Annotated in this window: 24 protein-coding genes; 22 read left to right on the top strand and 2 right to left on the bottom strand. The window is 67.9% G+C overall.

Annotated elements, in window-relative coordinates; genetic code table 11:
• Positions 1 to 35 precede the first annotated feature (35 nt).
• From ACN22W_RS00320 to ACN22W_RS00310, 3 genes are all read left to right on the top strand, one after another.
• Entirely contained in the window at positions 36 to 1,598 is a 1,563-nt protein-coding gene (locus ACN22W_RS00320) for a DHA2 family efflux MFS transporter permease subunit (RefSeq protein ID WP_129513331.1), read from the top strand.
• A 110-nt stretch (positions 1,599 to 1,708) separates the two neighbouring features.
• The gene (locus ACN22W_RS00315; RefSeq protein WP_412022748.1) at positions 1,709 to 1,957 is read left to right on the top strand and encodes a type II toxin-antitoxin system Phd/YefM family antitoxin; all 249 of its coding nucleotides are present in this window, start codon (positions 1,709 to 1,711) and stop codon (positions 1,955 to 1,957) included.
• The gene (locus ACN22W_RS00310) at positions 1,954 to 2,340 is read left to right on the top strand and encodes a type II toxin-antitoxin system VapC family toxin (RefSeq protein WP_412022749.1); all 387 of its coding nucleotides are present in this window, start codon (positions 1,954 to 1,956) and stop codon (positions 2,338 to 2,340) included. Before ACN22W_RS00315 ends, ACN22W_RS00310 begins: the two co-directional genes overlap by 4 nt.
• 18 nt (positions 2,341 to 2,358) lie before the next feature.
• Here ACN22W_RS00310 and ACN22W_RS00305 read toward each other — a convergent pair whose 3' ends face one another.
• Positions 2,359 to 3,285: a LysR family transcriptional regulator gene (locus ACN22W_RS00305; protein ID WP_129513330.1), complete on the bottom strand. Its 927-nt coding sequence runs from the start codon at positions 3,283 to 3,285 to the stop codon at positions 2,359 to 2,361.
• A gap of 139 nt (positions 3,286 to 3,424) precedes the next feature.
• Here ACN22W_RS00305 and ACN22W_RS00300 point away from each other — a divergent pair, with 139 nt between their 5' ends.
• The 18 genes from ACN22W_RS00300 to ACN22W_RS00215 all read left to right on the top strand — a co-directional run bounded on the left by ACN22W_RS00300 (position 3,425) and on the right by ACN22W_RS00215 (position 20,440).
• Positions 3,425 to 3,901, top strand: coding sequence for a CidA/LrgA family protein (locus ACN22W_RS00300; RefSeq protein WP_129513329.1), 477 nt, complete (start codon positions 3,425 to 3,427; stop codon positions 3,899 to 3,901).
• A 13-nt stretch (positions 3,902 to 3,914) separates the two neighbouring features.
• Positions 3,915 to 4,637, top strand: coding sequence for an LrgB family protein (locus ACN22W_RS00295; protein ID WP_193097370.1), 723 nt, complete (start codon positions 3,915 to 3,917; stop codon positions 4,635 to 4,637).
• A 182-nt stretch (positions 4,638 to 4,819) separates the two neighbouring features.
• Entirely contained in the window at positions 4,820 to 5,356 is a 537-nt protein-coding gene (gene fliL, locus ACN22W_RS00290; RefSeq protein ID WP_069746340.1) for a flagellar basal body-associated protein FliL, read from the top strand.
• Positions 5,357 to 5,378: 22 nt separating this feature from the next.
• Positions 5,379 to 6,377 carry a flagellar motor switch protein FliM gene (gene fliM, locus ACN22W_RS00285; protein WP_129513327.1) on the top strand — a complete coding sequence of 333 codons (999 nt, stop codon included), beginning with the start codon at positions 5,379 to 5,381 and terminating at the stop codon, positions 6,375 to 6,377.
• Complete coding sequence (gene fliN, locus ACN22W_RS00280) at positions 6,370 to 6,861, top strand: flagellar motor switch protein FliN (RefSeq protein ID WP_412022752.1); 492 nt, start codon at positions 6,370 to 6,372, stop codon at positions 6,859 to 6,861. The genes fliM and fliN overlap by 8 nt, the downstream gene beginning before the upstream one ends.
• Entirely contained in the window at positions 6,858 to 7,424 is a 567-nt protein-coding gene (fliO, locus tag ACN22W_RS00275; RefSeq protein ID WP_419685671.1) for a flagellar biosynthetic protein FliO, read from the top strand. Before fliN ends, fliO begins: the two co-directional genes overlap by 4 nt.
• Before the next feature lie 36 nt (positions 7,425 to 7,460).
• Entirely contained in the window at positions 7,461 to 8,222 is a 762-nt protein-coding gene (fliP, locus tag ACN22W_RS00270) for a flagellar type III secretion system pore protein FliP (RefSeq protein ID WP_048247991.1), read from the top strand.
• Positions 8,223 to 8,241: 19 nt separating this feature from the next.
• On the top strand, positions 8,242 to 8,514 hold the full coding sequence (gene fliQ, locus ACN22W_RS00265; RefSeq protein ID WP_006401718.1) for a flagellar biosynthesis protein FliQ: 273 nt from the start codon (positions 8,242 to 8,244) through the stop codon (positions 8,512 to 8,514).
• 21 nt (positions 8,515 to 8,535) lie between these two features.
• Positions 8,536 to 9,318: a flagellar biosynthetic protein FliR gene (fliR, locus tag ACN22W_RS00260; RefSeq protein ID WP_129513324.1), complete on the top strand. Its 783-nt coding sequence runs from the start codon at positions 8,536 to 8,538 to the stop codon at positions 9,316 to 9,318.
• 178 nt (positions 9,319 to 9,496) lie between these two features.
• Entirely contained in the window at positions 9,497 to 10,855 is a 1,359-nt protein-coding gene (locus ACN22W_RS00255) for a TolC family outer membrane protein (RefSeq protein WP_419685667.1), read from the top strand.
• Positions 10,852 to 12,111, top strand: a complete 1,260-nt coding sequence (locus tag ACN22W_RS00250; protein ID WP_419685665.1) for an HlyD family secretion protein — start codon at positions 10,852 to 10,854, stop codon at positions 12,109 to 12,111. Before ACN22W_RS00255 ends, ACN22W_RS00250 begins: the two co-directional genes overlap by 4 nt.
• A 40-nt stretch (positions 12,112 to 12,151) precedes the next feature.
• Positions 12,152 to 14,299: a peptidase domain-containing ABC transporter gene (locus tag ACN22W_RS00245; RefSeq protein WP_419685663.1), complete on the top strand. Its 2,148-nt coding sequence runs from the start codon at positions 12,152 to 12,154 to the stop codon at positions 14,297 to 14,299.
• Positions 14,300 to 14,404: 105 nt separating this feature from the next.
• Entirely contained in the window at positions 14,405 to 14,719 is a 315-nt protein-coding gene (locus tag ACN22W_RS00240; RefSeq protein ID WP_419685662.1) for a hypothetical protein, read from the top strand.
• A gap of 51 nt (positions 14,720 to 14,770) precedes the next feature.
• The gene (locus tag ACN22W_RS00235; RefSeq protein WP_059866657.1) at positions 14,771 to 15,010 is read left to right on the top strand and encodes a hypothetical protein; all 240 of its coding nucleotides are present in this window, start codon (positions 14,771 to 14,773) and stop codon (positions 15,008 to 15,010) included.
• A 184-nt stretch (positions 15,011 to 15,194) separates the two neighbouring features.
• Positions 15,195 to 15,746, top strand: a complete 552-nt coding sequence (locus ACN22W_RS00230) for a fimbrial protein (protein ID WP_419685660.1) — start codon at positions 15,195 to 15,197, stop codon at positions 15,744 to 15,746.
• Positions 15,747 to 15,873: 127 nt separating this feature from the next.
• Positions 15,874 to 16,647 carry a fimbria/pilus periplasmic chaperone gene (locus ACN22W_RS00225; protein ID WP_419685658.1) on the top strand — a complete coding sequence of 258 codons (774 nt, stop codon included), beginning with the start codon at positions 15,874 to 15,876 and terminating at the stop codon, positions 16,645 to 16,647.
• Positions 16,648 to 16,811: 164 nt separating this feature from the next.
• Entirely contained in the window at positions 16,812 to 19,403 is a 2,592-nt protein-coding gene (locus ACN22W_RS00220) for a fimbria/pilus outer membrane usher protein (RefSeq protein ID WP_419685656.1), read from the top strand.
• Positions 19,404 to 19,417: 14 nt separating this feature from the next.
• Positions 19,418 to 20,440 carry a fimbrial protein gene (locus ACN22W_RS00215; RefSeq protein ID WP_419685655.1) on the top strand — a complete coding sequence of 341 codons (1,023 nt, stop codon included), beginning with the start codon at positions 19,418 to 19,420 and terminating at the stop codon, positions 20,438 to 20,440.
• 8 nt (positions 20,441 to 20,448) lie between these two features.
• Here the strand turns inward: ACN22W_RS00215 and ACN22W_RS00210 are convergent, their stop codons facing one another.
• Positions 20,449 to 21,093 carry a response regulator gene (locus ACN22W_RS00210; protein WP_419685653.1) on the bottom strand — a complete coding sequence of 215 codons (645 nt, stop codon included), beginning with the start codon at positions 21,091 to 21,093 and terminating at the stop codon, positions 20,449 to 20,451.
• 499 nt (positions 21,094 to 21,592) lie between these two features.
• Between ACN22W_RS00210 and ACN22W_RS00205 the strand changes: the two genes are divergently transcribed.
• Positions 21,593 to 22,597, top strand: coding sequence for an ABC transporter substrate-binding protein (locus ACN22W_RS00205; protein ID WP_048247994.1), 1,005 nt, complete (start codon positions 21,593 to 21,595; stop codon positions 22,595 to 22,597).
• Positions 22,598 to 22,664 lie beyond the last annotated feature (67 nt).

Genomic DNA, 22,664 nt, shown 5'->3' with positions numbered 1-22,664 from the left:
CGGCGCGTCGCGCGCGCCGCGTCTAGGAGATTCCGATGTCCGCCACCACGGCATCCGCCGCCTCCCCTGCTGCCGAACCCGCGCCGCTCACCGGCGGTGCGCTCGCGCTGCTCACGGTCGGGCTCGCGCTCGGCACCTTCATGGAGGTGCTCGATACGTCGATCGCGAACGTCGCGGTACCGACCATCTCGGGCAGCCTCGGCGTCGCGACGAGCGAAGGCACCTGGGTGATCTCGTCGTACTCGGTTGCGTCCGCGATCGCGGTGCCGCTCACCGGCTGGCTCGCGCGGCGCGTCGGCGAAGTGCGGCTGTTCACGCTGTCGGTGCTCGCGTTCACGATCGCGTCGGCGCTGTGCGGCCTCGCGAACAACTTCGAGACGCTGATCGCGTTCCGGCTGCTGCAGGGCCTCGTGTCGGGGCCGATGGTGCCGCTGTCGCAGACGATCCTGATGCGCAGCTACCCGCCCGCGAAGCGCGGGCTCGCGCTCGGGTTATGGGCGATGACGGTGATCGTCGCGCCGATCTTCGGCCCGCTGCTGGGCGGATGGATCAGCGACAACTACACGTGGCCGTGGATCTTCTACATCAACCTGCCGATCGGTGTGTTCTCGGCGGTCTGCGCGTACTTCCTGCTGCGCGGCCGCGAGACGAAGACGTCGAAGCAGCGGATCGACGCGGTCGGCCTCGCGCTGCTCGTGATCGGCGTGTCGTGCCTGCAGATGATGCTCGACCTCGGCAAGGACCGCGACTGGTTCAACTCGTCGTTCATCGTCGCGCTCGCGCTGATCGCGGTCGTGTCGCTCGCGTTCATGCTGGTGTGGGAGGCGACCGAGAAGGAGCCGGTGGTCGACCTGTCGCTGTTCAAGGACCGCAACTTCGCGCTCGGTGCGCTGATCATCTCGTTCGGCTTCATGGCGTTCTTCGGCTCGGTCGTGATCTTCCCGCTGTGGCTGCAGACGGTGATGGGCTATACGGCCGGCAAGGCCGGCCTCGCGACCGCGCCGGTCGGGCTGCTCGCGCTCGTGCTGTCGCCGCTGATCGGCCGCAACATGCACCGGCTCGACCTGCGGATGGTCGCGAGTTTCGCGTTCATCGTGTTCGCCGGCGTGTCGATTTGGAACTCGACGTTTACGCTCGACGTGCCGTTCAACCACGTGATCCTGCCGCGGCTCGTGCAGGGGATCGGCGTCGCGTGCTTCTTCGTGCCGATGACGACGATCACGCTGTCGAGCGTCTCCGACGAGCGGCTCGCGAGCGCGTCGGGGCTGTCGAACTTCCTGCGCACGCTGTCGGGCGCGATCGGCACCGCGGCCAGCTCGACGTTCTGGGAGAACGACGCGATCTACCACCACGCGCGGCTCTCGGAATCGGTGAGCATCTACGCGCAGAACACGACCGACTACCAGGGCGCGCTGGCGCAGCTCGGCATCGTCGGGCAGACCGCCAATGCGCAGCTCAACCAGCTCGTCACGCAGCAGGGCTTCATGATGGCGACCAACGACTTCTTCCTGCTGTCGGCGTTCATGTTCGGCGCGCTCGCGGCGCTCGTGTGGATCACGAAGCCGAAGAAGGGCGCGGGGCCGGCGATGGGGCATTGAACGCGCAGCACGACCTGTCCCGCGCTTCGTGGTCAATCTGGCTTGCTCGTGCAACCCAATATGAACTAAGCTAATGTGTAAATTAAACTTAGTTCATATTGGGGGATGCGATGCAGACCTACAACATGCATGACGCGAAGACGAATTTGTCGCGGCTGATCGACGAGGCGGTCCACGCCGGCGAGCCGTTCGTGATCGCGAAGGCCGGCAAGCCGCTGGTCAAGGTGGTGCCGATCGATGCGCCCGAAGCCGCTCCGCCGGCCCGGATCGGTTTCATGAAGGGACAGATTCGTGTCCCGGACGATTTCGACACGATGGGTGGCGATGCCGTCCGGAAGCTGTTCGAGGGTGACGCGTGAAATTGTTGCTCGACACCCATCTGATTCTTTGGGCGGCAGCCGGCGCGGCCGAATTGCCGCACCGTGCTCGCACGCTCATCGAGGATCCCGCCCATACGCTGCTTTTCAGCGTCGCGAGTCTTTGGGAGATCGTCATCAAGCGCGGACTGGATCGCGACGACTTCCAGGTCGATCCCCATCTGCTCCGCCGCAACCTGCTCGACGCCGGCTACGTGGAACTGCCGATCACGAGCGTGCATGTTCTTGCCGTCGAGCAGTTGCCGGTAGTTCATCGTGATCCGTTCGATCGGCTGCTGATCGCACAGGCGATTTCCGAGGGCGTCACGCTGGTCACGCACGACCTTACCGTTGCCCGATATCCAGGGCCGATCCAGCACGTCTGATCACCGGGCTTGCGCCCGTCACTCCCGCGCCCGCAACCCGCCGAACGCGAGATCGTCGACGGGCGCGACCGGCAGCGTCGCCCGCGCGACGTCGAGCCAAGCACGCGCCGCGTGCGACAGGTAACCCTTCTTCAACCAGCCGAGCGCGATCGCCCACGTGATTTCCGGCTCGACGATCGGCCGGCACGTGAACTGGTCCGCATCGAGCCGCCGGCAATACGGCTCGGGCAGCAGCGCGATGCCGACCCCCGCATGCACGAGCGCGGCCATGAAATCCCAATGGCCGCTGCGGCTCACGATCGACGGCGTGAAGCCGACCTTCCGGCACGCATCGAGCACCGCGTCGTGCAGCGCAAGGCTTTCCGCATAGAACACGAACGACTCGCGCGCGAGATCCGCGAGCGGCACGGCCGCGTGATCCTCCCAGCGCGACTCGCGCGGCGCGACGAGCCATAGCGGCGCGCGCACCATCGGCAGCCGCTCGAACGTGCCGGGGTCGACCGGCTCCAGCAGCCCGCCGAGCTCGAGCTCGCCCGACATCAGCGCGGCCTCGATCATCCGCGCGCCCTGCTCGAACAGCTTCAGCTCGATGTTCGGATAACGCTGCTTGTATGCGGCGATGATCGGCGTGAACAGCGAGCCGCCCAGCGGCGGGACGCCGATCGTCAGTTCGCCGCGCCCGAGCGTGCCGAGATCGTTCAGCTCCGACTGCAGCTGCGCCTGCGCGGCGAGCACGTCCTGGCCGCGCTGGAACACGATGCGCCCCGCATCGGTCAGCACCATCTGCCGGCCGTCGCGCAGCAGCAGCGGCGAGCCGATCTCGTCCTCGAGCGCCTTCACCATCTTGCTGATGGTCGGCTGGGTCACGAACAGCCGGTCGGCCGCCGCGGTGAAGCTCTGCTGGCGGACCACCTCGACGAAGTACCGCAGCGCGCGCAATTCCATCGAAAACTCCCCAAGTTGGTGCAACGATCCAAACTGAATTCCAAACTGGAATGTAAAGGATAGAGACAAGTCATTTTATTTATGGTTAGGGGAAACCCTATACTCGCACCATCAACGGAATATCTGTATGGAGCCTGCCATGACCAAGCCGACCGCTACTGCCGCCGCCCGCCCCGCCGCCCCGGGCAGCATGACGCGCGCGGGCCGGATCGCGCTGCAGGCCGCCGCGCTCGGCGCGCTGTGGATGGCCGTCGACTGGGCCGTGCGGACGATCGGGCTGCCGATTCCGTCCGGCGTGGTCGGCCTCGCGGTGCTCCTCGTGCTGCTGTTCTCGGGCCGCGTCGCGCCCGCGTGGGTGAAGGACGGCGCGAACTGGCTGCTGTCCGACATGCTGCTGTTCTTCGTGCCGGCCGCCGTCGCGGCCGTCCAGTACGGCGGGCTGTTCCGCGAGGACGGCTGGCGCATCGCGCTGGTGATGCTCGCGGGCACCGCGTTCGTGATGGTCGCGGTGGCCGTCGCGGTCGATCTCGCCGCGAAGCTCGAGCGCCGGCTGGCCGTGCAGCGCGTGTTCGCCGAACGCCGCCGGGCGCGCCTGAGCGCCGCGCCCGCCCACTGAGCCGGAGCCGCGCATGCCTGCCTTGCTGTCCAACCTGTCCGCCGACCACGTGAATACCGCGATCTCGTTCGGCTGCTTCGTGCTGACGGTCGTGCTGTATGTCGCGTCGAAGCGGCTCTACGCGTACAAGAAGACGCTGCTGTTCTCGCCGCTCGTGTTCGTGCCGGGCGTGCTGGTGCTGCTCGTCCTGCTGACCGGCATCCCGTATTCGGTCTACTTCCGCGACACGCGCTGGCTGATGTGGCTGCTCGGCCCGGCGACGATCGCGTTCGCGGTGCCGATCTACGAATATCGCGACCTGATCCGCCGGCACTGGCTGTCGCTGTCGGTCGGCGTCGCGGTCGGGATCGGCGCGGGCGTGTGCGGGTCGCTGCTGCTCGCGAAACTGCTGCACCTGTCGCCCGAACTGCAGCGCTCGCTGATGACGCGCTCGGTGTCGACGCCGTTCGCGCTCGCCGTGTCCGACAAGATCCATGCGCCGAAGGACCTCACGGCCCTGTTCGTGATCGCGACCGGCATCTGCGGGATGCTGCTCGGCGAGATCGTGCTGGCGCTCGTGCCGATGCGCACGCGGCTCGCGCGCGGCGCGCTGTTCGGCGCGGCCGCCCATGGCGTGGGCACCGCGAAGGCGCGCGAGATCGGCAGCGAGGAAGGCGTCGTGTCGAGCCTCACGATGATGATCGCCGGCGTCGCGATGGTGCTGATCGCGCCGCTGCTCACGCTGCTGCCGATCTGACGGCCCGCGCCGGGCGGCCGACGCCCGCCTGGCATGCCGGGCCGCCCTCGGCCGCGCCCGGCATGACGCGTGGCGCCGCCGCCCGCACCCTGCATCGAGCCGACACGCGGCCGACAATCGGCTGAGATAGCCGCAAATCCCCCCTCTTTTCCGCCCATCGGGCTCGGCCCGGATGCCGAACAATGCATGCTACGAGACATCACGCACGCATTCACATGGCCTCCACGACCGCAAACCCGACCGCCGACAAGCCGGCTTCCTCCGGCAAGTTCAAGCGCATCGCGCTCATCGCCGTCATCGCGCTCGGCGCGGCCGCCGCCGCCGCCGGCGGCATGTACGTGTTCCTGAGCAAGGAAGGTGTCGGCCATGCGAGCGCACCCGCCGAGCCGGCGCCGCTTGCCGCGCCGGTGTTCTTCCCGCTCGACCCGCTGACCGTGAACCTGCAGTCGGACGACGGCGCGCAGCATTACCTGCGCGTCGGCCTGTCGCTGAAGCTCACCGACCCGAAGGCGCAGGAGCAACTGACCGCGCGGATGCCGGAGATCCGCAGCCGGATCCTGCTCGCGCTGTCGAACAAGCATCCCGAGGAACTCGCGACGCCGGACGGCAAACGTTCGCTCGCGAAGGAACTGCGGGACCTGATCGAGCAGCCGACGCAGCCGGGCAACCAGCGCGCGAAGGTCGACGACGTGTTGTTTACCGAATTCGTCGTCCAGTAACGCGGCCGCGAAAGGAGCGCGCATGGGCCACCAGGAGTTCATGTCCCAGGAGGAGGTCGATGCCCTCCTCAAGGGCGTCACGGGCGAAGCCGATACGGTCGACGAGCAGCGCGACACGTCGGGCGTCCGTCCCTACAACATCGCCACGCAGGAGCGAATCGTCCGCGGCCGGATGCCCGGCCTCGAGATCATCAACGACCGCTTCGCGCGGTTGCTGCGGATCGGCATCTTCAACTTCATGCGGCGCACGGCGGAAATCTCCGTGAGCCAGGTGAAGGTGCAGAAGTACAGCGAGTTCACCCGCAACCTGCCGATCCCGACGAACCTGAACCTCGTGCACGTGAAGCCGCTGCGCGGCACGTCGCTGTTCGTGTTCGACCCGAACCTCGTGTTCTTCGTCGTCGACAACCTGTTCGGCGGCGACGGGCGCTTTCACACGCGCGTCGAGGGCCGCGATTTCACGGCCACCGAGCAGCGGATCATCGGCAAGCTGCTGAACCTCGTGTTCGAGCACTACGCGACCGCATGGAAGAGCGTGCGGCCGCTGCAGTTCGAATTCGTGCGCTCCGAGATGCACACGCAGTTCGCGAACGTCGCGACGCCGAACGAGATCGTGATCGTCACGCAGTTCTCGATCGAGTTCGGGCCGACGGGCGGCACGCTGCACATCTGCATGCCGTACTCGATGATCGAGCCGATCCGCGACGTGCTCAGTTCGCCGATCCAGGGCGAGGCGCTCGAAGTCGACCGCCGCTGGGTGCGCGTGCTGTCGCAGCAGGTGCAGGCCGCCGAGGTCGAGCTGAGCGCGAATCTCGCCGAGATCTCGTCGACGTTCGAGAAGATCCTGAACCTGCGCGCGGGCGACGTGCTGCCGCTGGAGATCGACGACACGATCACCGCGAAGGTCGACGGCGTGCCGGTGATGGAATGCGGCTACGGAATTTTCAATGGTCAATATGCATTGCGCGTGCAGAAGATGATCAGCGCGGGCGATACGATGAAGGAAGGTGGATATGAGTGAGCTGAACCAGACGCCCGAGGACGACGTGCAAGCGATGGCCGATGCGGCCCTCGCGGCATCGGCCGCCGCCGCTCAGGCGGCACCGGCCGCGGCGGAAGAGGATCAGGGCATCGACGACTGGGCCGCCGCGCTCGCCGAGCAGAACCAGCAGCCGGTGCAGCCGGGCGCGACGGGCGCCGGCGTGTTCCAGCCGCTGTCGAAGGCCGCGGCGAGCTCGACGCACAACGACATCGAGATGATTCTCGACATCCCGGTCAAGATGACCGTGGAGCTCGGCCGCACGAAGATCGCGATCCGCAACCTGCTGCAGCTCGCGCAGGGTTCGGTGGTCGAGCTGGACGGCATGGCCGGCGAGCCGATGGACGTGCTCGTGAACGGCTGCCTGATCGCGCAGGGCGAGGTCGTGGTCGTCAACGACAAGTTCGGCATCCGTCTCACCGACATCATTACCCCGGCCGAACGCATCCGGAAGCTGAATCGATGAACGTCGCGAAGCCCGGCCGCCGCGTGCGCATCGCGATCGCGGCGGCGGCTGCCGTCGTCGCGACGCTCGCTTGCGCGCCGGCCGGCGCCGCCGACATGAACGCGGTGAACCACGCCGGTTCGATCGCGTCGAGCGTGATGGTCGGTTCGGCCGCGCCGTCGCTCGGCATCGGCGCGGTGCTGCAGACGCTCGTCGGGCTCGCGGTCGTGATCGGTCTCGTGTTCGCGTGCGCGTGGCTCGCGCGCCGCTTCGGCTTCCAGCCCGCGCGACGCGGCGGCCCGCTGAAGGTCGTGTCGAGCGTCGGGCTCGGCGCGAAGGAAAGCGCGACGATCGTCGAGATCGGCGACACCTGGCTCGTGCTCGGCGTCGCGCCGGGCAACGTGCGGCTGCTGCATACGCTGCCGGCCGGCACGGCGGCGGCCACCGCGACGGTGGCATCGGCCGATGCACCTGCCGGCGCCGCACCGTCCGACGCCGGCCTGCCCGGCACGTTCGGTTCGCGGTTTCGCGACGCACTCGCGGGCGAAGCCGCGAAACGCCTCGGTCGCGGCAAGGACCGCTGACATGGCGCCGCGCCCTCTTTCCGTTTCCGCATTCCGATGAAACACGAATTCCTGCGTCGCGCGGCGCGCTTCGCGCCCGCGCTGATCCTCTGCCTGGCCCCCGCGCTCGCCTGCGCGCAGGCGAACGGCCTGCCCGCGTTCAACGCGAGCCCCGGCCCGCACGGCGGCACCACCTATTCGCTGAGCGTGCAGACGATGCTGCTGCTCACGATGCTGTCGTTCCTGCCGGCGATGCTGCTGATGATGACGAGCTTCACGCGCATCATCATCGTGCTGTCGCTGCTGCGCCAGGCGCTCGGCACCGCGACGACGCCACCGAACCAGGTGCTCGTCGGCCTCGCGATGTTCCTCACCTTCTTCGTGATGTCGCCGGTGCTCGACCGTGCCTACAACGACGGCTACAAGCCGTTCTCCGACGGCTCGATGCCGATGGAGCAGGCCGTGCAGCGCGGCGTCGCGCCGTTCAAGACCTTCATGCTGAAGCAGACCCGCGAGACCGATCTCGCGCTGTTCGCGAAGATCTCGAAGGCCGCGCCGATGCAGGGGCCCGAGGACGTGCCGCTGTCGCTGCTGGTGCCCGCGTTCGTCACGAGCGAGCTGAAGACGGGTTTCCAGATCGGCTTCACGGTCTTCATTCCGTTCCTGATCATCGACATGGTCGTCGCGAGCGTGCTGATGTCGATGGGGATGATGATGGTGTCGCCGTCCACCGTGTCGCTGCCGTTCAAGCTGATGCTGTTCGTGCTGGTCGACGGTTGGCAGCTGCTGATCGGCTCGCTCGCGCAGAGCTTTACGTAAGCCGCGGAGGAATCGCGCGATGACCCCCGAACAAGTGATGACCCTCGCGCACCAGGCGATGATGGTCGGCCTGCTGCTCGCCGCCCCGCTTCTCCTGGTCGCGCTCGCGGTCGGCCTCGTCGTGAGCCTGTTCCAGGCCGCGACGCAGATCAACGAGGCGACGCTGTCGTTCATCCCGAAGCTGCTCGCGGTCGCCGCGACGCTCGTGATCGCCGGCCCGTGGATGCTGACGACGATGCTCGACTACCTGCGGCAGACGCTGCTGCACGTCGCGACGCTCGGCGCCGGCTGAGCCGCGCTCCCCCCGGCGGCGATGTTCTCGGTTACCTACGCGCAGCTCAACGGCTGGCTCACTGCCTTCCTGTGGCCGTTCGTGCGAATGCTCGCGCTGGTCGCGACCGCGCCGGTCGTGGGCCACGCGGCGGTGCCCGTGCGCGTCAAGATCGGCCTCGCCGCGTTCATGGCGCTGGTCGTCGCGCCGACCCTCGGCGCGATGCCGGACGTCACCGTGTTCTCCGCGCAGGGCATCTGGATCGTCGTCACGCAGTTCCTGATCGGCGTCGCGATGGGCTTCACGATGCAGATCGTGTTCGCGGCCGTCGAGGCGGCCGGCGACTTCATCGGGCTGTCGATGGGCCTCGGCTTCGCTACCTTCTTCGACCCGCACACGAGCGGCGCGACGCCCGTGATGGGCCGCTTCCTGAACGCGGTCGCGATGCTCGCGTTCCTCGCGCTGGACGGCCATCTGCAGGTGTTCGCCGCGCTCGCCGCGTCGTTCCAGTCGCTGCCGGTGTCGGCCGACCTGCTGCATGCGCCCGGCTGGCGCACGCTCGCCGCGTTCGGCACGGTCGTGATCGAGATGGGGCTGCTGCTCGCGCTGCCGGTGGTCGCGGCGCTGCTGATCGCGAACCTCGCGCTCGGCATCCTGAACCGCGCGGCGCCGCAGATCGGCGTGTTCCAGATCGGCTTTCCCGTCACGATGCTGGTCGGGCTGTTGCTCGTGCAACTGATGGTGCCGAACCTCGTGCCGTTCGTGTCGCACCTGTACGACATGGGGCTCGACGCGATGGGGCGCGTGCTGATCGGCTGGCGCTGATGCACCTGCCCCGTCGCGTCTGGCACATCACCGTGCAGTGAACGTAATGCGGTTCGATATCGAAATGGACGAACGTCGATATCTTGTCGCCGCGTCTGACTGAATAATCCTCTGCTTTGCGGCGTGACCTCGCCGCGGTTCCCGCGACCGACCGACAGGCAGCGGCGCGTACAGGCAGATGATTTCGACACGATCCTTCCGGCTGGTGGCCGTTCTCGGCTGGCTCGGCGCCGCATGGCCGGCGCACGCGGCCGACCTGCTCGACGCGGTGAACGCGGCGCGGCGCTTCGATGCGGGCATCGGCGCGGCGCGCAACGCGCAGCTCGCCGGCCGCGAGAAACGCTGGCAAGGTCTCGCAGGCCTGCTGCCGCGTGCGGAGCTCAACGGCAGCTACACGAAGCAGGACCAGCCCACCGCCGCGTACGCGGCGGCGGTCCGCCGTCACAGCGCTTCCGCAACCGTCACGCAGCCGCTGTTCGACGTGTCCCGCGTCGCCGATTTCAAGCGCGGCGGCACGCTCGCCGAGCAGGCGGACATCGAGTACGAGAAAGCGTCGCAAACCCTGATTACCGATGTCGCCGGCGCCTATTTCGACGTCCTGTTCGGACGCGAAGTGTTGCAGGCCGCCGAAGCCGCGCAGCAGGCATTCCATAAGCAACTCGATCAGGCGCAGGCCGCACTGCGAATCGGCGACGGCACGCGGACCGACGTCGACGAGGCGCGCGCGAATCTCGACGAAGCGCTGGCGCGCACGGTGAGCGCGCAAACCGATCTGGCGATCGCGAGCGGCACGTTGCAGCGAATCACCGGGCTGACGGCGGCCGAGCTGGCGCCGATCTCGTGGCAATGCGCGCCGCAGGCCGCGCCGGTCGATCTCGCGACCGCGATGGACGACGCGGCCCGCGACAACGTCGACGTGCGGATCGCCGGCAAGCAGCTCGACCAGTCGCGGGCCGACATCGTCGCCGCGACGGGCGCGCACCTGCCGGTCGTGAACCTGCAGGCGAGCTACGGCACGAACTGGAGCCGCGGCGCCAACGAGAACGGGCTCGACACCGTGTTCGGGACGACGTCGAAAACCCGCTCGTCGATGATCGGCGTGACGGTCACGATCCCGCTGTTCGCCGGCGGCGGCCCGCTGTCGGCGAGCCGCGAAGCCTACCGCCGGCGCGACCAGGCGCGCGACGCGCTCGAGGATGCGCGCCGCAAGGCCCGCGAGCACGCCCGTGCCGCGTATCTCGGCATCACCAACGGCATCGCGCTGATCCGCGCGCAGGAGCGCGCGCTCGCGTCGGCCGACAGCAAGGTGAAGTCGACCCGCCTCGGGCGCGAAGTCGGGCTGCGCACGCAGATCGACGAACTGAATGCGCAGCAGCGCTATTTCGAAGCGATCCGCGATCTCGCCGACGCGCGCTACCGCTACCTGCGTGCGCGGCTGCAACTGTCCGCCTCGCTCGGCACGCTCGGCGACGACGACGTGGCCGCCATCGGCTGCCGCGCCGACGGCCCGGCACCTGCCGCGGGAGTCCGCTCATGACCGATTCCCTGTTCCGTCAGGAAGCGCTCGACGCGACCCGGCACAAGCTGATGGGTAGCGTCAGCCTGTATTCGCCGCCCTGGCGCTGGCTGACGATCGGCGTCGCGACCGCACTGACGCTCGTGGTCGTCGCGTTTTTCGTGTTCGGCAGCTACACGAAGCGCGAGCGCGTGACCGGCCAGCTGTTGCCGGCGACGGGGCTGCTGACGGTGGCGCCGCCGCTGACGGGCACCGTGGTCGGCACGCGCGTGCGCGAAGGACAGGCGGTGGCGGCCGGTGCGGAACTGCTGGCGATCTCGGCTGAAGTGGCGACCGAACTGGGCGGCACGCGCGAAACGGTTGCCCGGCAATTGAAGTTCCAGCGCTCGCGCCTGGAGACCGATCTGACCAGCCAGTCGCAACTGAGCGGCGAAGCGCAGCGCGGCCTGCGCACGCGCGCGGCGGCGCTGGACGACCAGCTCACGCAGATCGCGCGGCAGAACGCGCAGCGGCTGCGCCAGGCCGAACTCGCGCAACACCAGCTCGACAAGCTGCAGTCGATGCGTGAACAGGGTTATGCGTCGAACAGCCAGGTCGAGCAGCAGGAAGGCGTGCTGCTCGACGCGCGGGCGCGGCTGCAGGAGCTTGCCCGCCTGCGGCTCGACGTCGGCCAGCAACTCGACCAGACCCGCCAGCAGCTGCGCGAGCTGCCGCTCACCACCCGCAACCAGCAGAACGACATCGAGCGCAAGCTCGCGGACGTCGAGCAGTCGATCGCCGAGAACGAAGCGCGTCGCACGGTCATCCTGCGCGCACCGCAGGCAAGCGTCGTGGCCGCGCTGCTCGCGAAGCCCGGGCAGATCGTCAATGCGGGCCAGTCGGCGGTGTCGCTGTTGCCGCAAGGCGCGCCGCTCGAGGCGCAGCTGATGGTGCCGAGCCGTGCGATCGGCTTCGTGCGCACCGGCGCGCGCGTCGTGCTGCGCTACGAGGCGTACCCGTTCCAGAAATTCGGCCAGCAGTTCGGGCGCGTGACCGAGGTGTCGCGTACCGCGCTGTCGCCGCAGGAAGTCGCGAACCTGACCGGGCGCGCCAACGTACCGGAGCAGCTCTACCGCATCGTCGTCGCGCTCGATCGCCAGGACATCGTCGCGTACGGCAAGCGCGAGGCGCTGCGGCCCGGGATGGCGCTCGAGGCCGACGTGCTGATCGACCGGCGCCGGCTGGTCGAGTGGGTGCTTGAGCCGCTGTATGCGCTCGGTCGCCGCGTGTCGGCCTGATGCGCACCCTCAACGCATTCGTCACGGAGCCCGTTCAATCATGAAATGGATCGATGCGCTGCAATTCGGCTGGCGCCGCCGCCTGCCGGTGATCCTGCAGACGCAGGCGGCCGAATGCGGGCTCGCGTGCGTCGGGATGGTCGCGAGCCACTATGGCCACGACCTCGACCTCGTCAGCCTGCGCCGACGCTTCAGTCCGTCGCTGAAGGGGGCGACCCTCAACGACGTGATGCTGATCGCGTACCGGCTCGGCCTCGCGTCGCGCGCGCTGCGGCTCGAACTCGACGAACTGGGCAAGCTGCGCCGCCCGTGCATCCTGCACTGGGACATGAACCACTTCGTCGTGCTGAAGTCGGTGTCGCGCGGCCGGATCACGATCCACGATCCGGCGCGCGGGCGTCGCGACGTGCCACTCGCGGAAGTGTCCGAGCACTTCACCGGCGTCGCGCTGGAGCTGATGCCGTCGCCGTCGTTCGAGCGCACGCAGGCGCGCGAGGCGATCTCGATGACGAAGCTCGTCGGCGGCGTCACGGGCCTCCGCACGACGTTCGCGCAGGTGTTGCTGCTGTCGGCGGCGCTGGAAGTGTTCGGCATCGCCACGCCGTTCTACATGCAGTGGGTGATGGACCAGGTGCTGGTGTCGGCCGATGCGGACCTGCTGACGTTGCTCGGCATCGGCTTCCTGCTCGTCGTGCTGTTCCAGAACGCGGTGTCGGCATTGCGCTCATGGGTGGTGACGTGGTTCTCGAGCCTGCTCGGCGTGCAGTGGACCGCCAACGTCTGCGCGCACCTGCTCAGGCTGCCGATGGCGTATTTCGAGCAGCGCCATATCGGCGACGTGGTGTCGCGATTCGGCGCGATCAATACGATCCAGGCCACGCTGACCACGCAGTTCATCGGCGCGCTGCTCGACGGCGTGATGGCGATCGCGACGCTCGCGATGCTGTTCGTCTACAGCCCTTCGCTCACGTGGCTCGTGCTCGGCCTGTTCGCCGCGTACGGCGCGATACGCTGGATCGCGTACCGGCCGTTCCGGCAGGCGAACGAGGAACAGATCGTCTACGCGGCGCGCGCGCAGTCGAACCTGCTCGAATCGATCCGCGGCGTGCAGGCGATCAAGCTCGCGAACAAGCAGGAAGCGCGCGTCGCCACCTATGCGAACGCAGTCGTCGAAACCACCAACAAGCACGTCGCGATCGAGCGGCTGTCGATCGGCTTCTCGACGCTGCAGGGCGTGATTTCCGGGGCAGGCCGCGTGGTGCTCGTCTGGCTGGCGGCGAAGCAGGTGCTCGACGGGCAGTTCTCGGCCGGGATGCTGGTCGCGTTCGTCAGCTTTGCCGACCAGTTCATGGCGCGCGGCGCCGGGCTGATCGGCACGCTGATCGACTTCAGGATGCTGCGCCTGCACGGCGAGCGTCTCGCCGACATCGTGCTGACCGACGTCGAAGCCGACATGGAGGCGAAGGTCGTGCGGCCGCCGCGGGCGGGCCATGCAACGCCACCCGCGATCGACGTGCGAGACGTGCGCTTCCGCTACGCGGAAACCGAGCCATGGGTGCTCGACGGCTGTTCATTCTCGATCGCGCCCGGCGAATCGGTCGCGCTGGTTGGCCCGTCGGGCCACGGCAAGACGACGATGGCGAAGCTGCTGCTCGGTCTGCTCGCGCCGGAGCACGGCAGCGTGCAGGTCGACGGCATCGACATCCGCAAGCTCGGCCTGCATCCGTATCGCGACCGGATCGGCTGCGTGATGCAGGACGACATCCTGTTCGCGGGCTCGATCGCGGACAACATCGGCTTCTTCGACCCGCAGCCCGACGACGCGCGCGTCGAGCGGGCCGCGCGACTCGCACAGATCCACGACGACATCGTCGCGATGCCGATGGGCTACCGGAGCCTCGTCGGCGACATGGGGTCGTCGCTGTCGGGCGGGCAATGCCAGCGCGTGCTGCTCGCCCGCGCGTTCTATCGCCAGCCGGCGATCCTGGTGCTCGACGAAGCGACGAGCCATCTCGATCTCGCGCGCGAACGCCTGATCAACGATGCGGTGCGGGCGATGAACGTCACGCGGATCATCATCGCGCACCGTCCGGAAACGATCCGCAGCGCGGATCGCGTAATCGAGATCGCGGGCGGCGCAGTCCATGAGCTACCCGTCGACGCGCGCGTCGCGCCCGAGCCGGCGTAACGCTGCGGCGTTGCGAAGCACTTGGCCGCCCGACGGGCGGCGAGACGGCCGATGCCGATCCGGCCTTGCGCGATCGGCACCCAGCAGTAACAAGGAGAAACGCAAATGCGTGAGTTGACCACGGTGGAATGCCATGAAGTGAGCGGCGGCGGCTTTTTCGGCACCGTCGGTGCAGCGCTGCTCGGCGCCACGGCCGGCCTGGTCGCCGGCGGCTTCAAGGGCGCGGCGACGGGCGGCAGCCAGGGCGGGATCCTGGGCTTCGGCATCCTCAGCGCGGGTGTCGGCCTGATCGCGGGCGCAGCGCTCGGCGTGATCGGCGGCAAGGCATACGGCCTCGTCAATGGCGTGGCGCAGACGCTCAGGGTCTTCAATCGCGTGATGGAAGGCCTGTTCGACCCGAACCTGCCGGCACCGAAGTGATGCGCGGCGGGCCCGTTTATCCATTCCAATTTTTTCCAGAGGGCAAACATCATGCGTGAAATGCACCATGCGGAATGTGCGGCCGTATCCGGCGGTCTGTCGTCCAGCGATCTTGTCGGCTGGCTCAACAACCTGTTCGCGCCGCGCGAGCCGCGCGAGCCGTGGGTCAATCCGTTCCCGTCGGACAACAGCGGGACGGAGGCAGTCGGGACGCTCGGCAAGATTGCCGTCGCGGTGGGCGTGACGGCAATCGCCGTCTCGCTGGCGGTACTGCGGCGCGCAGTGCGATAGCCGGCGCGCTGCCAGAACGGGCGCCACGTTGTCTCGATATTCAGGAATGCTGATTCAATGGAAAACGCGGCATTTCTGGATCGTTTGCGATTGTGGCGCCCTTTCCTGGAAAGCTAAATTTATCCGACCGGATCGTTGAACGGCCGGCGGAGTTTTTTCGAGCAAATCACCGAGGAAGCAGACCATGATCAAGCAACTAACCCTGGCGTCGGCGGTCACCGCCGCGATGGCGCTCGCGCCGCTTACCGCGCATGCGTACGACGGCACCGTGAACATCACGGGCACGCTGAGCGGCGCGACCTGCGACGTCAAGATCAACAACGGCACCAACAACGGCACGGTCGGGCTGCCTGGCGTGAGTGCGAGCACGCTGTCGTCGAAGGGCGCAATCACCGGCGCGACCCATTTCACGATCGCGCTCAGCAATTGCACGAACGCGACCGGCAAGTCGGTGCGCACCTTCTTCGAAGCCGGCCCGAACGTGAACACCGCGGACGGCACGCTGACCAACCGGGCGGTCATCAACGCGGCCAACAACGTGTCCGTGCAGCTGATCGACATGGACGGCAATGCGCTGAAGGCGGGCGACACCAGCCAGCGCGACCCGGGCAAGACCTCGGTGCCGATCGCCAACAACAGCGCCACGATGGTCTACGGCGCGCAGTACTACGCGCAGGGCGTGGCGACCGCCGGCGGCGTGAGCACGTCGGTCACTTACTCGATCGACTACCTCTGATCCCCAGGCTGCCGCGACGGGCAGCACGCGTCGCGGCGATATCGGCCGGCGGCACCGCGGGTGTCGCCGGCATGACCGTGCCGCAGGGTGCGCCGGCCGCCGGCGTTCCCTGCCCATCGCGCTACATATGATGATTCCGATTCTCCCGTCCCTTTTGCGCCAGTTCTCGCTGTGCATCTGCGCCGCGCTCGTGTGCTTCGCGCAGCAGGCCGCGGCGAGCGTCATCGTGTCCGGCACCCGCGTGATCTACCCGGCAGGCGACCGTGAAGTGACCGTCAAGCTCGACAACAACGGCGCGCAACCCGCGCTCGTGCAGACGTGGCTCGACGACGGCGACCCACGCGCACGACCCGGCACCACGAAGGTGCCGTTCGTGCTGATGCCGCCCGTGTTCCGGATCGACCCCGGCCGGGGGCAAACCGTGCGGATCGTCTACACCGGCGACGCACTGCCGCAGGATCGCGAATCGGTGTACTGGCTGAACGTGCTGGACGTGCCGCCCGGCGTCGACGAGACGCAGTCCACCACCGTGCTGCAGCTCGCGTTTCGCTCGCGGATCAAGCTGTTCTTCCGGCCGGTCGGACTGAACGCGGACGGCGCCATTGCCGCCGCGAGGCAACTGAAGTGGTCGCTCGCGACCGCGCCGGATGGCAAAGGTCACGCGCTGCGCGCGACGAATCCGACGCCTTACAACGTCGTCGTGCTGTCGGCGCGCATCGTGCACGGCGGTCGCACTTTCTCGCTCAGCGACGGTGCAATGATCGCGCCGCAGGCATCGCACGTCTTTCCGCTCGATGCGGCATTGCCGGCGCTGCCGCCCGGCACGAAGTTCGACTATTCGACGATCAATGACTTCGGCACCGGCGTCGAGTGGCAGGCGGTGCTCGACGACACCCGCTAGCTGCGCCGTCCGCACCGCGAGGCCGACATCTTCAGCGCCGGGGCGCCGCCCCGTGCGCGACACGTTCAATTCGAGTATCTGGAGCGAATTTCATGGAACGCGCTGACCGTGCAACGAGGTGGTGCGCCCGCCTGGCCGTGCCCGTCCCGCGCCGATCGTACGCAATGGCGTTGCTCGCGTGTTCGGCGCTGCCGCTCGGCGCCGCCGCAAGCGAGCACGAACCCGAACCCGCCGACGACCGGCCGCCGAGGATCGGCGAGGCCGGGACTGGCGCCGGCGCCGTGCGCTTCAATCCCGACCTCGTCGCATCGCCACCCGGCGGGCTCGACCTGTCGCGCTACGAACAGGGCAATCCGGTCTGGCCCGGCCAGTATCGTTCGGATATCTACCTGAACGGCGTCATGCTCGGCCGCGACGACGTGACGGTACGCGAGGTGCGCCCGGACGTCGCGCAGGTATGCATCGGCCGCCCGCTGCTGGACAAGTTCAATGCGGACCCGGGACGGTTCGCACCCGGCGCGCTCGCACTGCTCGATGCGGCCGACGCGTGCCAGCCGCTCGAAGCGCTGCTGCCCGGCGCAACCGCGTCGTTCGATGCAGGCGCGGCGCGCCTCGACGTGCAGATCCCGCAGGCGCTGCTGCGGCGCTCGGCGCGCGGCTACGTCGATCCGTCACGGTGGGACGACGGCGTGACGGCCGGCTGGGTCGGCTACAACACGAACCTGTACCGCAACGTCACGCACGGCCAAGGCGCGACCACCGCGTACGTCGGCCTGAATGCGGGCATCAACGTCGGTGGCTGGTATTTTCGCCACGACGGCGCGTTGAACTGGCAGCAGCACGGCGGCCGCCACTACAGCGTGGCGAATACCTACGTACAGCGCGACCTGTCGGCACTGACGGCGCGCGTGCGGATCGGCGACGCGAACACGTCCGGGGAGCTGTTCGATACGTTCGCGTTCCGCGGCGTGCAGCTCGCGACCGACGACCGGATGTGGCCCGATTCGCAGCGCGGCTACGCACCGGTCGTGCGCGGCATCGCAAACACCAGCGCGCGCGTGAAGATCCGCCAGAACGGCGCGGTGATCTACGACACGGCGGTGCCACCGGGCCCGTTCGTGATCGACGACCTGTTCCCGACCGGTTATGGCGGCAACCTCGTCGTCACCGTCACCGAGGCGGATGGCAGCGAGCGCACCTTCAGCGTGCCGTACGCGGCGGTCGCGCAATCGCTGCGGCCGGGGCGCAGCCGGTTCGGTTTCGTCGCGGGCACCGTGCGCAACGTCGACCTGTCGTACACGCCGCGCGTGGTGCAGGCGACCTACAGCCGCGGCGTGAACAACCTGCTGACGCTGTACGGCGGCGTGCTCGCGAACGAGCACTACCGGAACGTGCTCGCCGGAGGTGCGTTCAACACGCCGCTGGGCGCGTTGGCGCTCGACGTGTCCGGCGCGTTCACGTCGGCATACGGGCAGCGGACGCGCGGGTCGAGCGTGCGCGTCACGTACAGCAAGACGATCGACGCGACGAACAGCAACCTGTCGGTGGCTGCCTATCGCTTCTCGTCGTCGGGGTACCTCGACTTCGGCAATGCGCTCACGTTCGTCGACAACGCGAAACGCAACCTGACCGGCGCGGCCGCGCGACCCGCGTGGCGCGCGCGCAACCGCGTGTCGGTCACCGCCGCGCAGCCGCTCGGCGAGCGCTGGGGCCAGCTGTACGTGAGCGGCTACACGCAGAACTACTGGACACGCAGCGGCACCGACACGCAATTCCAGGTCAGCTACAGCAACCGCTACCGCCAGTTCGACTACACGGTATCCGTGAACCGCTCGCTCGCGTCCGGCGGCAACGCCGATACGCAGGCGATGCTGAGCGTGTCGGTCCCGCTCGGCGCGAGCGCGCGATCGCCGCGACTGAGCGTCTATGCCGCGCGCGACAGCCTGAACGGCTTCACGTCGACGGCAACCGCGACCGGTTTCGTCGGCGCGGCGTACGAGGGCAATTACTCGGTTTCCGCGGCACGCAATGCCGACGCGACCTACTCGGGCACGGTCTCGGGTCAGTACCGGACGCCGGTCGCCGCACTGCAGGGGATGCTCGGCAAGGGCAACGACTACGGGTCGGCATCGCTCGGCGTCAGCGGCACGGTCGTCGCCCATCCGGGCGGCGTGACGGCCGTCCCGTATACGGCCGACACAATGGCCGTCGTCGCGGCGCCGGCCGCCGGCGGCGCAACCGTGGCCGGCTACAGCGGCATCCGTCTCGACCGGCGCGGCTACGCGGTCGTCCCGTACCTGAGCCCGTATCGCGTGAACCAGGTCGAGATCGACCCGCGCGGCCTGCCGGCCGACGTCGAGCTGCAGACGACGAGCCAGCAGGTCGCGCCGCGCCAGGGGGCGATCGTGATGCTGCGTTATCCGACGGTGACGGGCCGCCCGCTGCTGATCCATGCGGCGGCGCCGGCGGGCACGGAACTGCCGTTCGGCGCACCGGTGTTCGACGGGCGCGGCAACAACGTCGGGATCGTGTCGCAGGGTGGCCAGGTCTACGCCCGGCTATCCGAGCCGAACGACACGCTGACCGTGAAATGGGGGCACGCCGATGCGTGGCGGTGCACGATCCGGGTCGCGCTGCCGCCGCTGGAGCAACGCGCGGCGCCGATCGGCATCGAGCGCATCGAGGCGCCCTGCGAACTGGACAACCCACCCGCGGACGCGCCCGAGGTCCGGCGCGCCCCGGCAGGAGAATCGTGATGGAACACCGCAGAATGAATAGAAGCCCGCACCCGCACCCGTGCGGTCGCGACGGGAATCGCGGCGCCGGCCTTCGAATGGCGCTCGGCGCGCTGGTGCTGTGCGCGGCCGGCGTCGGCAATACGCACGCGTCCACGGCCACCTGCGTCAACACGTCGTCGTCGAAGCTCGGCGAGCTGCCGTCCAGCTTCAAGATCTCGGCGGACGCCCCGATCGGCACCGTGCTGTGGAGCAAGGAAGGCATCGAGATCGCCGCGAGTTGCTGGATGAAGGTACCCGGAAGCAAGGCCGTCGAGGCCACGCTGTATCGATGGGCGGACGACCCGGACCTGACGGCCAACGGGCTTGCGCTTTACGTGACCTACGACGGCAACCGCGGGCACGGCACGTCGTCGCTGCCGATGGGCACGACGATCAAGTCGATCGGGAAGACTGCCGTTACCGCGAAAGTGGACGTCGAGCTGGTCAAGAGCGGCGCGACACCGTCGGTCGCGAAGCCGTTTCCGGTGCTGTCGGTCCTGACGGTGCTGATCGGCGGCCCGAACAACTCGACCGCCGACGCAACCCGCTACCTGATGTACGGCTTCGACAACATCTCGTTCCAGTCGACGACCTGCACGACGACCACCCCGTCGGTGTCGGTCGACCTCGGGGCCCATGCGTTGAGCGCGTCGTCCGGCATCGGCTCGGGCGCCGGCTCGACGTCGAAATCGAAGGGCTTCGCGATCGGCCTGCGCTGCGATACCGGCGTGGCGGGCGCGTTCGAAGTCAACCTGACGCTGGACGGCAAGGCAGTCGATGCATCGAAAGGCGTGCTGGCGCTGTCGTCGACGAGCACGGCCTCCGGTGTCGGCATCCAGTTGCTCAAGGGCGACGACACGCCCGTCGAGCTCGGCACGCCGTGGAAGGTCAGCGACTCGCCGTCGGCGTCCGCGACCTTCTCGGTGCCGCTGTCGGCCCGCTACTACCAGACCGGTGCGACCGCGAAGCCGGGCATCGCGAACAGCTCGGCCACCTTCACGGTCACGTACAAATGACCGCGCCGTCAGATCAGCCCGATTTCGTACGCGTAACGAATCAGGTGGGTGTTCGAATCGGCCTGCAGCTTGCGCATCGCCGTGTATTTCTGCGTCGACACGGTGCTGACCGAGCGGCCGAGCTGCTTCGCGATGTCCTGCAGCGTATGCCCGGATGCGAATAACCGTACGACTTCGAGCTCCCGCGCCGTGAGCGCCGGGTGCCCGCCGAGCGTGCCCGCCTCGCCGCGCTCGACGGCGGCCCGCGCCGTCGGCGACAGGTAACGCGCGCGGGCCGTACCGACCCGCCGGCACGCGTCGACGATCTCGGCGAGCGGGTCATCCTTGCTGACGATCGCGGCAACGCCGAGCTTCAGTGCGGCCGCAAGCACGCTCGGATTCGAATGCGCGGTGAACATCACGCAGCGCGTGCGGGGCGCGATATCGCGCAGCTTGCGCAGCAGCGGGAGGCCGTCGAGCGGCTGCTCGCCGCGGCTCATCGAATAGTCGACGACGGCGATATCGACAGGAGATCGCGTCAGCGCGGCAATCAGTTCCGTGCCGCTGCGGCAGGTATGCACGAGGCGAAAAGGCGGATGCCGTTGCAACAGTCGATCAAGCGATTCCAGGACTACCGGATGGTCGTCGGCCACGGCGACGGTTATTGTTTTCATATCTCGAATTGCGTTTTTTCAAAAAACATGACGACGCCTGTCGATACGGCCTGACTGCATCAAACAGCACTCAAAGAACCCAAGCGTGCGCCACGCCTGACTTTAATGCCCGCGATTATTTAATGAAAGTGTATTTATTATTGATTGAGTTTTCCGGAATTAAGGATCTTATGCGGATATCGCAACGAAAAACCACCTGAACAAGCCAATAACGATCCTGTCCATTCATGTTTATCGTATTTATCGAACTCGTCCTAATTCAAATCGGATAAATCGATTGCCGGTCCGCAACTGCACCGGTTCGCCGTGGATCGCACACGGCCGCGCGAAACGCGAACCCGTCGCGTGCCGCGCTCCCCGTTCCGGCCCCCCGTTGCTGGAAAACCCCTAAAGGAATCGCCGGCCCGCGAAAGGTAGCGGAAGGTTTCGTCTCCCTATACTCGTCGTGACGATGCAGCAAGCATCGCGCCATACGAATACAACGAACGGAGACGACCCGATGCGACCCATCCTGCGCACCCTCGCCGTTGCAGCCAGTCTGAGCTGCGCGCTTGCCGCTGCCCCCGCTTTCGCCGATGACGGCGGCAAGATCACGATCATGGTCGGCGGGATCGCGAAGCTGATCTACCTGCCCGCGCGGCTCACGCAGGAGCTCGGCTACTTCAAGGCCGAAGGGCTCGACGTCGAGCTGCTGTCGCAGCCGGCCGGCGTCGACGCCGAGAACGAACTGCTGGCGGGCGCCGTGCAGGGCGTCGTCGGCTTCTACGACCACACCATCGACCTGCAGAGCAAGGGCAAGGACGTCAAGGCGATCGCCGTGTTCGGCCAGGTGCCGGGCGAAGTCGAGATGGTGTCGACCAAGGCCGCGCCGACCTTCAAGTCGATGGCCGACGCGAAGGGCAAGACGCTCGGCGTGACGGGCCTCGGCTCGTCGACGAGCTTCCTCACGCAATACCTCGCGCTCGCGCACGGCGTGCAGTCGACGCAGTACACGATGCTGCCGGTCGGCGCCGACGCGAGCTTCATCGCCGCGATCAAGCAGGGCCGTATCGACGCCGGGATGACGACCGAACCGACGGTGTCCGCGCTCGAGAAGATGGGCGACGCGAAGGTGCTGGTCGACATGCGCACCGTCGACGGCACGCGTGCGGCGCTCGGCGGCACCTACCCGGCCGCGAGCCTGTACGTGCAGTCGGCATGGGCCGATTCGCACAAGGAGCAGGCGACCAAGCTCGCGCACGCGTTCGCGAAGACGATGCAGTTCATCCACACGCACAGCGCCGAGGATATCGCCGCGAAGATGCCGGCCGACTACCAGAAGGACAAGGCGCTGTACGTCACGGCACTGAAGGCGTCGCTGCCGATGTACACCGCCGACGCGAAGATGCCGGCCGACGGCCCGGCGACCGTACTGAAGGTGCTGTCGGCGTTCAACCCGTCGGTGAAGGGCAAGCACATCGACCTGGCGCGTACCTACACGAACGATTTCGTGAACGCGAAGTAAGCATCGGCGCCGGCGGCGGCGATCCCGCCGCCGGGCGCTCCCCGTTCCGGCCCGCTGACCGGCCCGG

It is taken from the genome of Burkholderia theae (assembly GCF_048565265.1).
Lineage (GTDB): Bacteria > Pseudomonadota > Gammaproteobacteria > Burkholderiales > Burkholderiaceae > Burkholderia > Burkholderia theae.
This window is presented reverse-complemented; position numbering and strand designations above follow the sequence as displayed.

Coding starts and splice junctions, on each gene's coding strand:
- ACN22W_RS00205 (WP_048247994.1), top strand. CDS start 21,593: ATGCGACCCATCCTGCGCACCCTCGCCGTTGCAGCCAGTCTGAGCTGC.
- ACN22W_RS00240 (WP_419685662.1), top strand. CDS start 14,405: ATGCGTGAGTTGACCACGGTGGAATGCCATGAAGTGAGCGGCGGCGGC.
- ACN22W_RS00315 (WP_412022748.1), top strand. CDS start 1,709: ATGCAGACCTACAACATGCATGACGCGAAGACGAATTTGTCGCGGCTG.
- ACN22W_RS00225 (WP_419685658.1), top strand. CDS start 15,874: ATGATGATTCCGATTCTCCCGTCCCTTTTGCGCCAGTTCTCGCTGTGC.
- ACN22W_RS00295 (WP_193097370.1), top strand. CDS start 3,915: ATGCCTGCCTTGCTGTCCAACCTGTCCGCCGACCACGTGAATACCGCG.
- fliQ (WP_006401718.1), top strand. CDS start 8,242: ATGACCCCCGAACAAGTGATGACCCTCGCGCACCAGGCGATGATGGTC.
- fliL (WP_069746340.1), top strand. CDS start 4,820: ATGCATGCTACGAGACATCACGCACGCATTCACATGGCCTCCACGACC.
- ACN22W_RS00245 (WP_419685663.1), top strand. CDS start 12,152: ATGAAATGGATCGATGCGCTGCAATTCGGCTGGCGCCGCCGCCTGCCG.
- fliM (WP_129513327.1), top strand. CDS start 5,379: ATGGGCCACCAGGAGTTCATGTCCCAGGAGGAGGTCGATGCCCTCCTC.
- ACN22W_RS00235 (WP_059866657.1), top strand. CDS start 14,771: ATGCGTGAAATGCACCATGCGGAATGTGCGGCCGTATCCGGCGGTCTG.
- ACN22W_RS00215 (WP_419685655.1), top strand. CDS start 19,418: ATGAATAGAAGCCCGCACCCGCACCCGTGCGGTCGCGACGGGAATCGC.
- ACN22W_RS00250 (WP_419685665.1), top strand. CDS start 10,852: ATGACCGATTCCCTGTTCCGTCAGGAAGCGCTCGACGCGACCCGGCAC.
- ACN22W_RS00220 (WP_419685656.1), top strand. CDS start 16,812: ATGGCGTTGCTCGCGTGTTCGGCGCTGCCGCTCGGCGCCGCCGCAAGC.
- fliO (WP_419685671.1), top strand. CDS start 6,858: ATGAACGTCGCGAAGCCCGGCCGCCGCGTGCGCATCGCGATCGCGGCG.
- fliP (WP_048247991.1), top strand. CDS start 7,461: ATGAAACACGAATTCCTGCGTCGCGCGGCGCGCTTCGCGCCCGCGCTG.
- ACN22W_RS00230 (WP_419685660.1), top strand. CDS start 15,195: ATGATCAAGCAACTAACCCTGGCGTCGGCGGTCACCGCCGCGATGGCG.
- fliR (WP_129513324.1), top strand. CDS start 8,536: ATGTTCTCGGTTACCTACGCGCAGCTCAACGGCTGGCTCACTGCCTTC.
- ACN22W_RS00300 (WP_129513329.1), top strand. CDS start 3,425: ATGACCAAGCCGACCGCTACTGCCGCCGCCCGCCCCGCCGCCCCGGGC.
- ACN22W_RS00320 (WP_129513331.1), top strand. CDS start 36: ATGTCCGCCACCACGGCATCCGCCGCCTCCCCTGCTGCCGAACCCGCG.
- fliN (WP_412022752.1), top strand. CDS start 6,370: ATGAGTGAGCTGAACCAGACGCCCGAGGACGACGTGCAAGCGATGGCC.
- ACN22W_RS00305 (WP_129513330.1), bottom strand. CDS start 3,285: ATGGAATTGCGCGCGCTGCGGTACTTCGTCGAGGTGGTCCGCCAGCAG.
- ACN22W_RS00255 (WP_419685667.1), top strand. CDS start 9,497: ATGATTTCGACACGATCCTTCCGGCTGGTGGCCGTTCTCGGCTGGCTC.
- ACN22W_RS00210 (WP_419685653.1), bottom strand. CDS start 21,093: ATGAAAACAATAACCGTCGCCGTGGCCGACGACCATCCGGTAGTCCTG.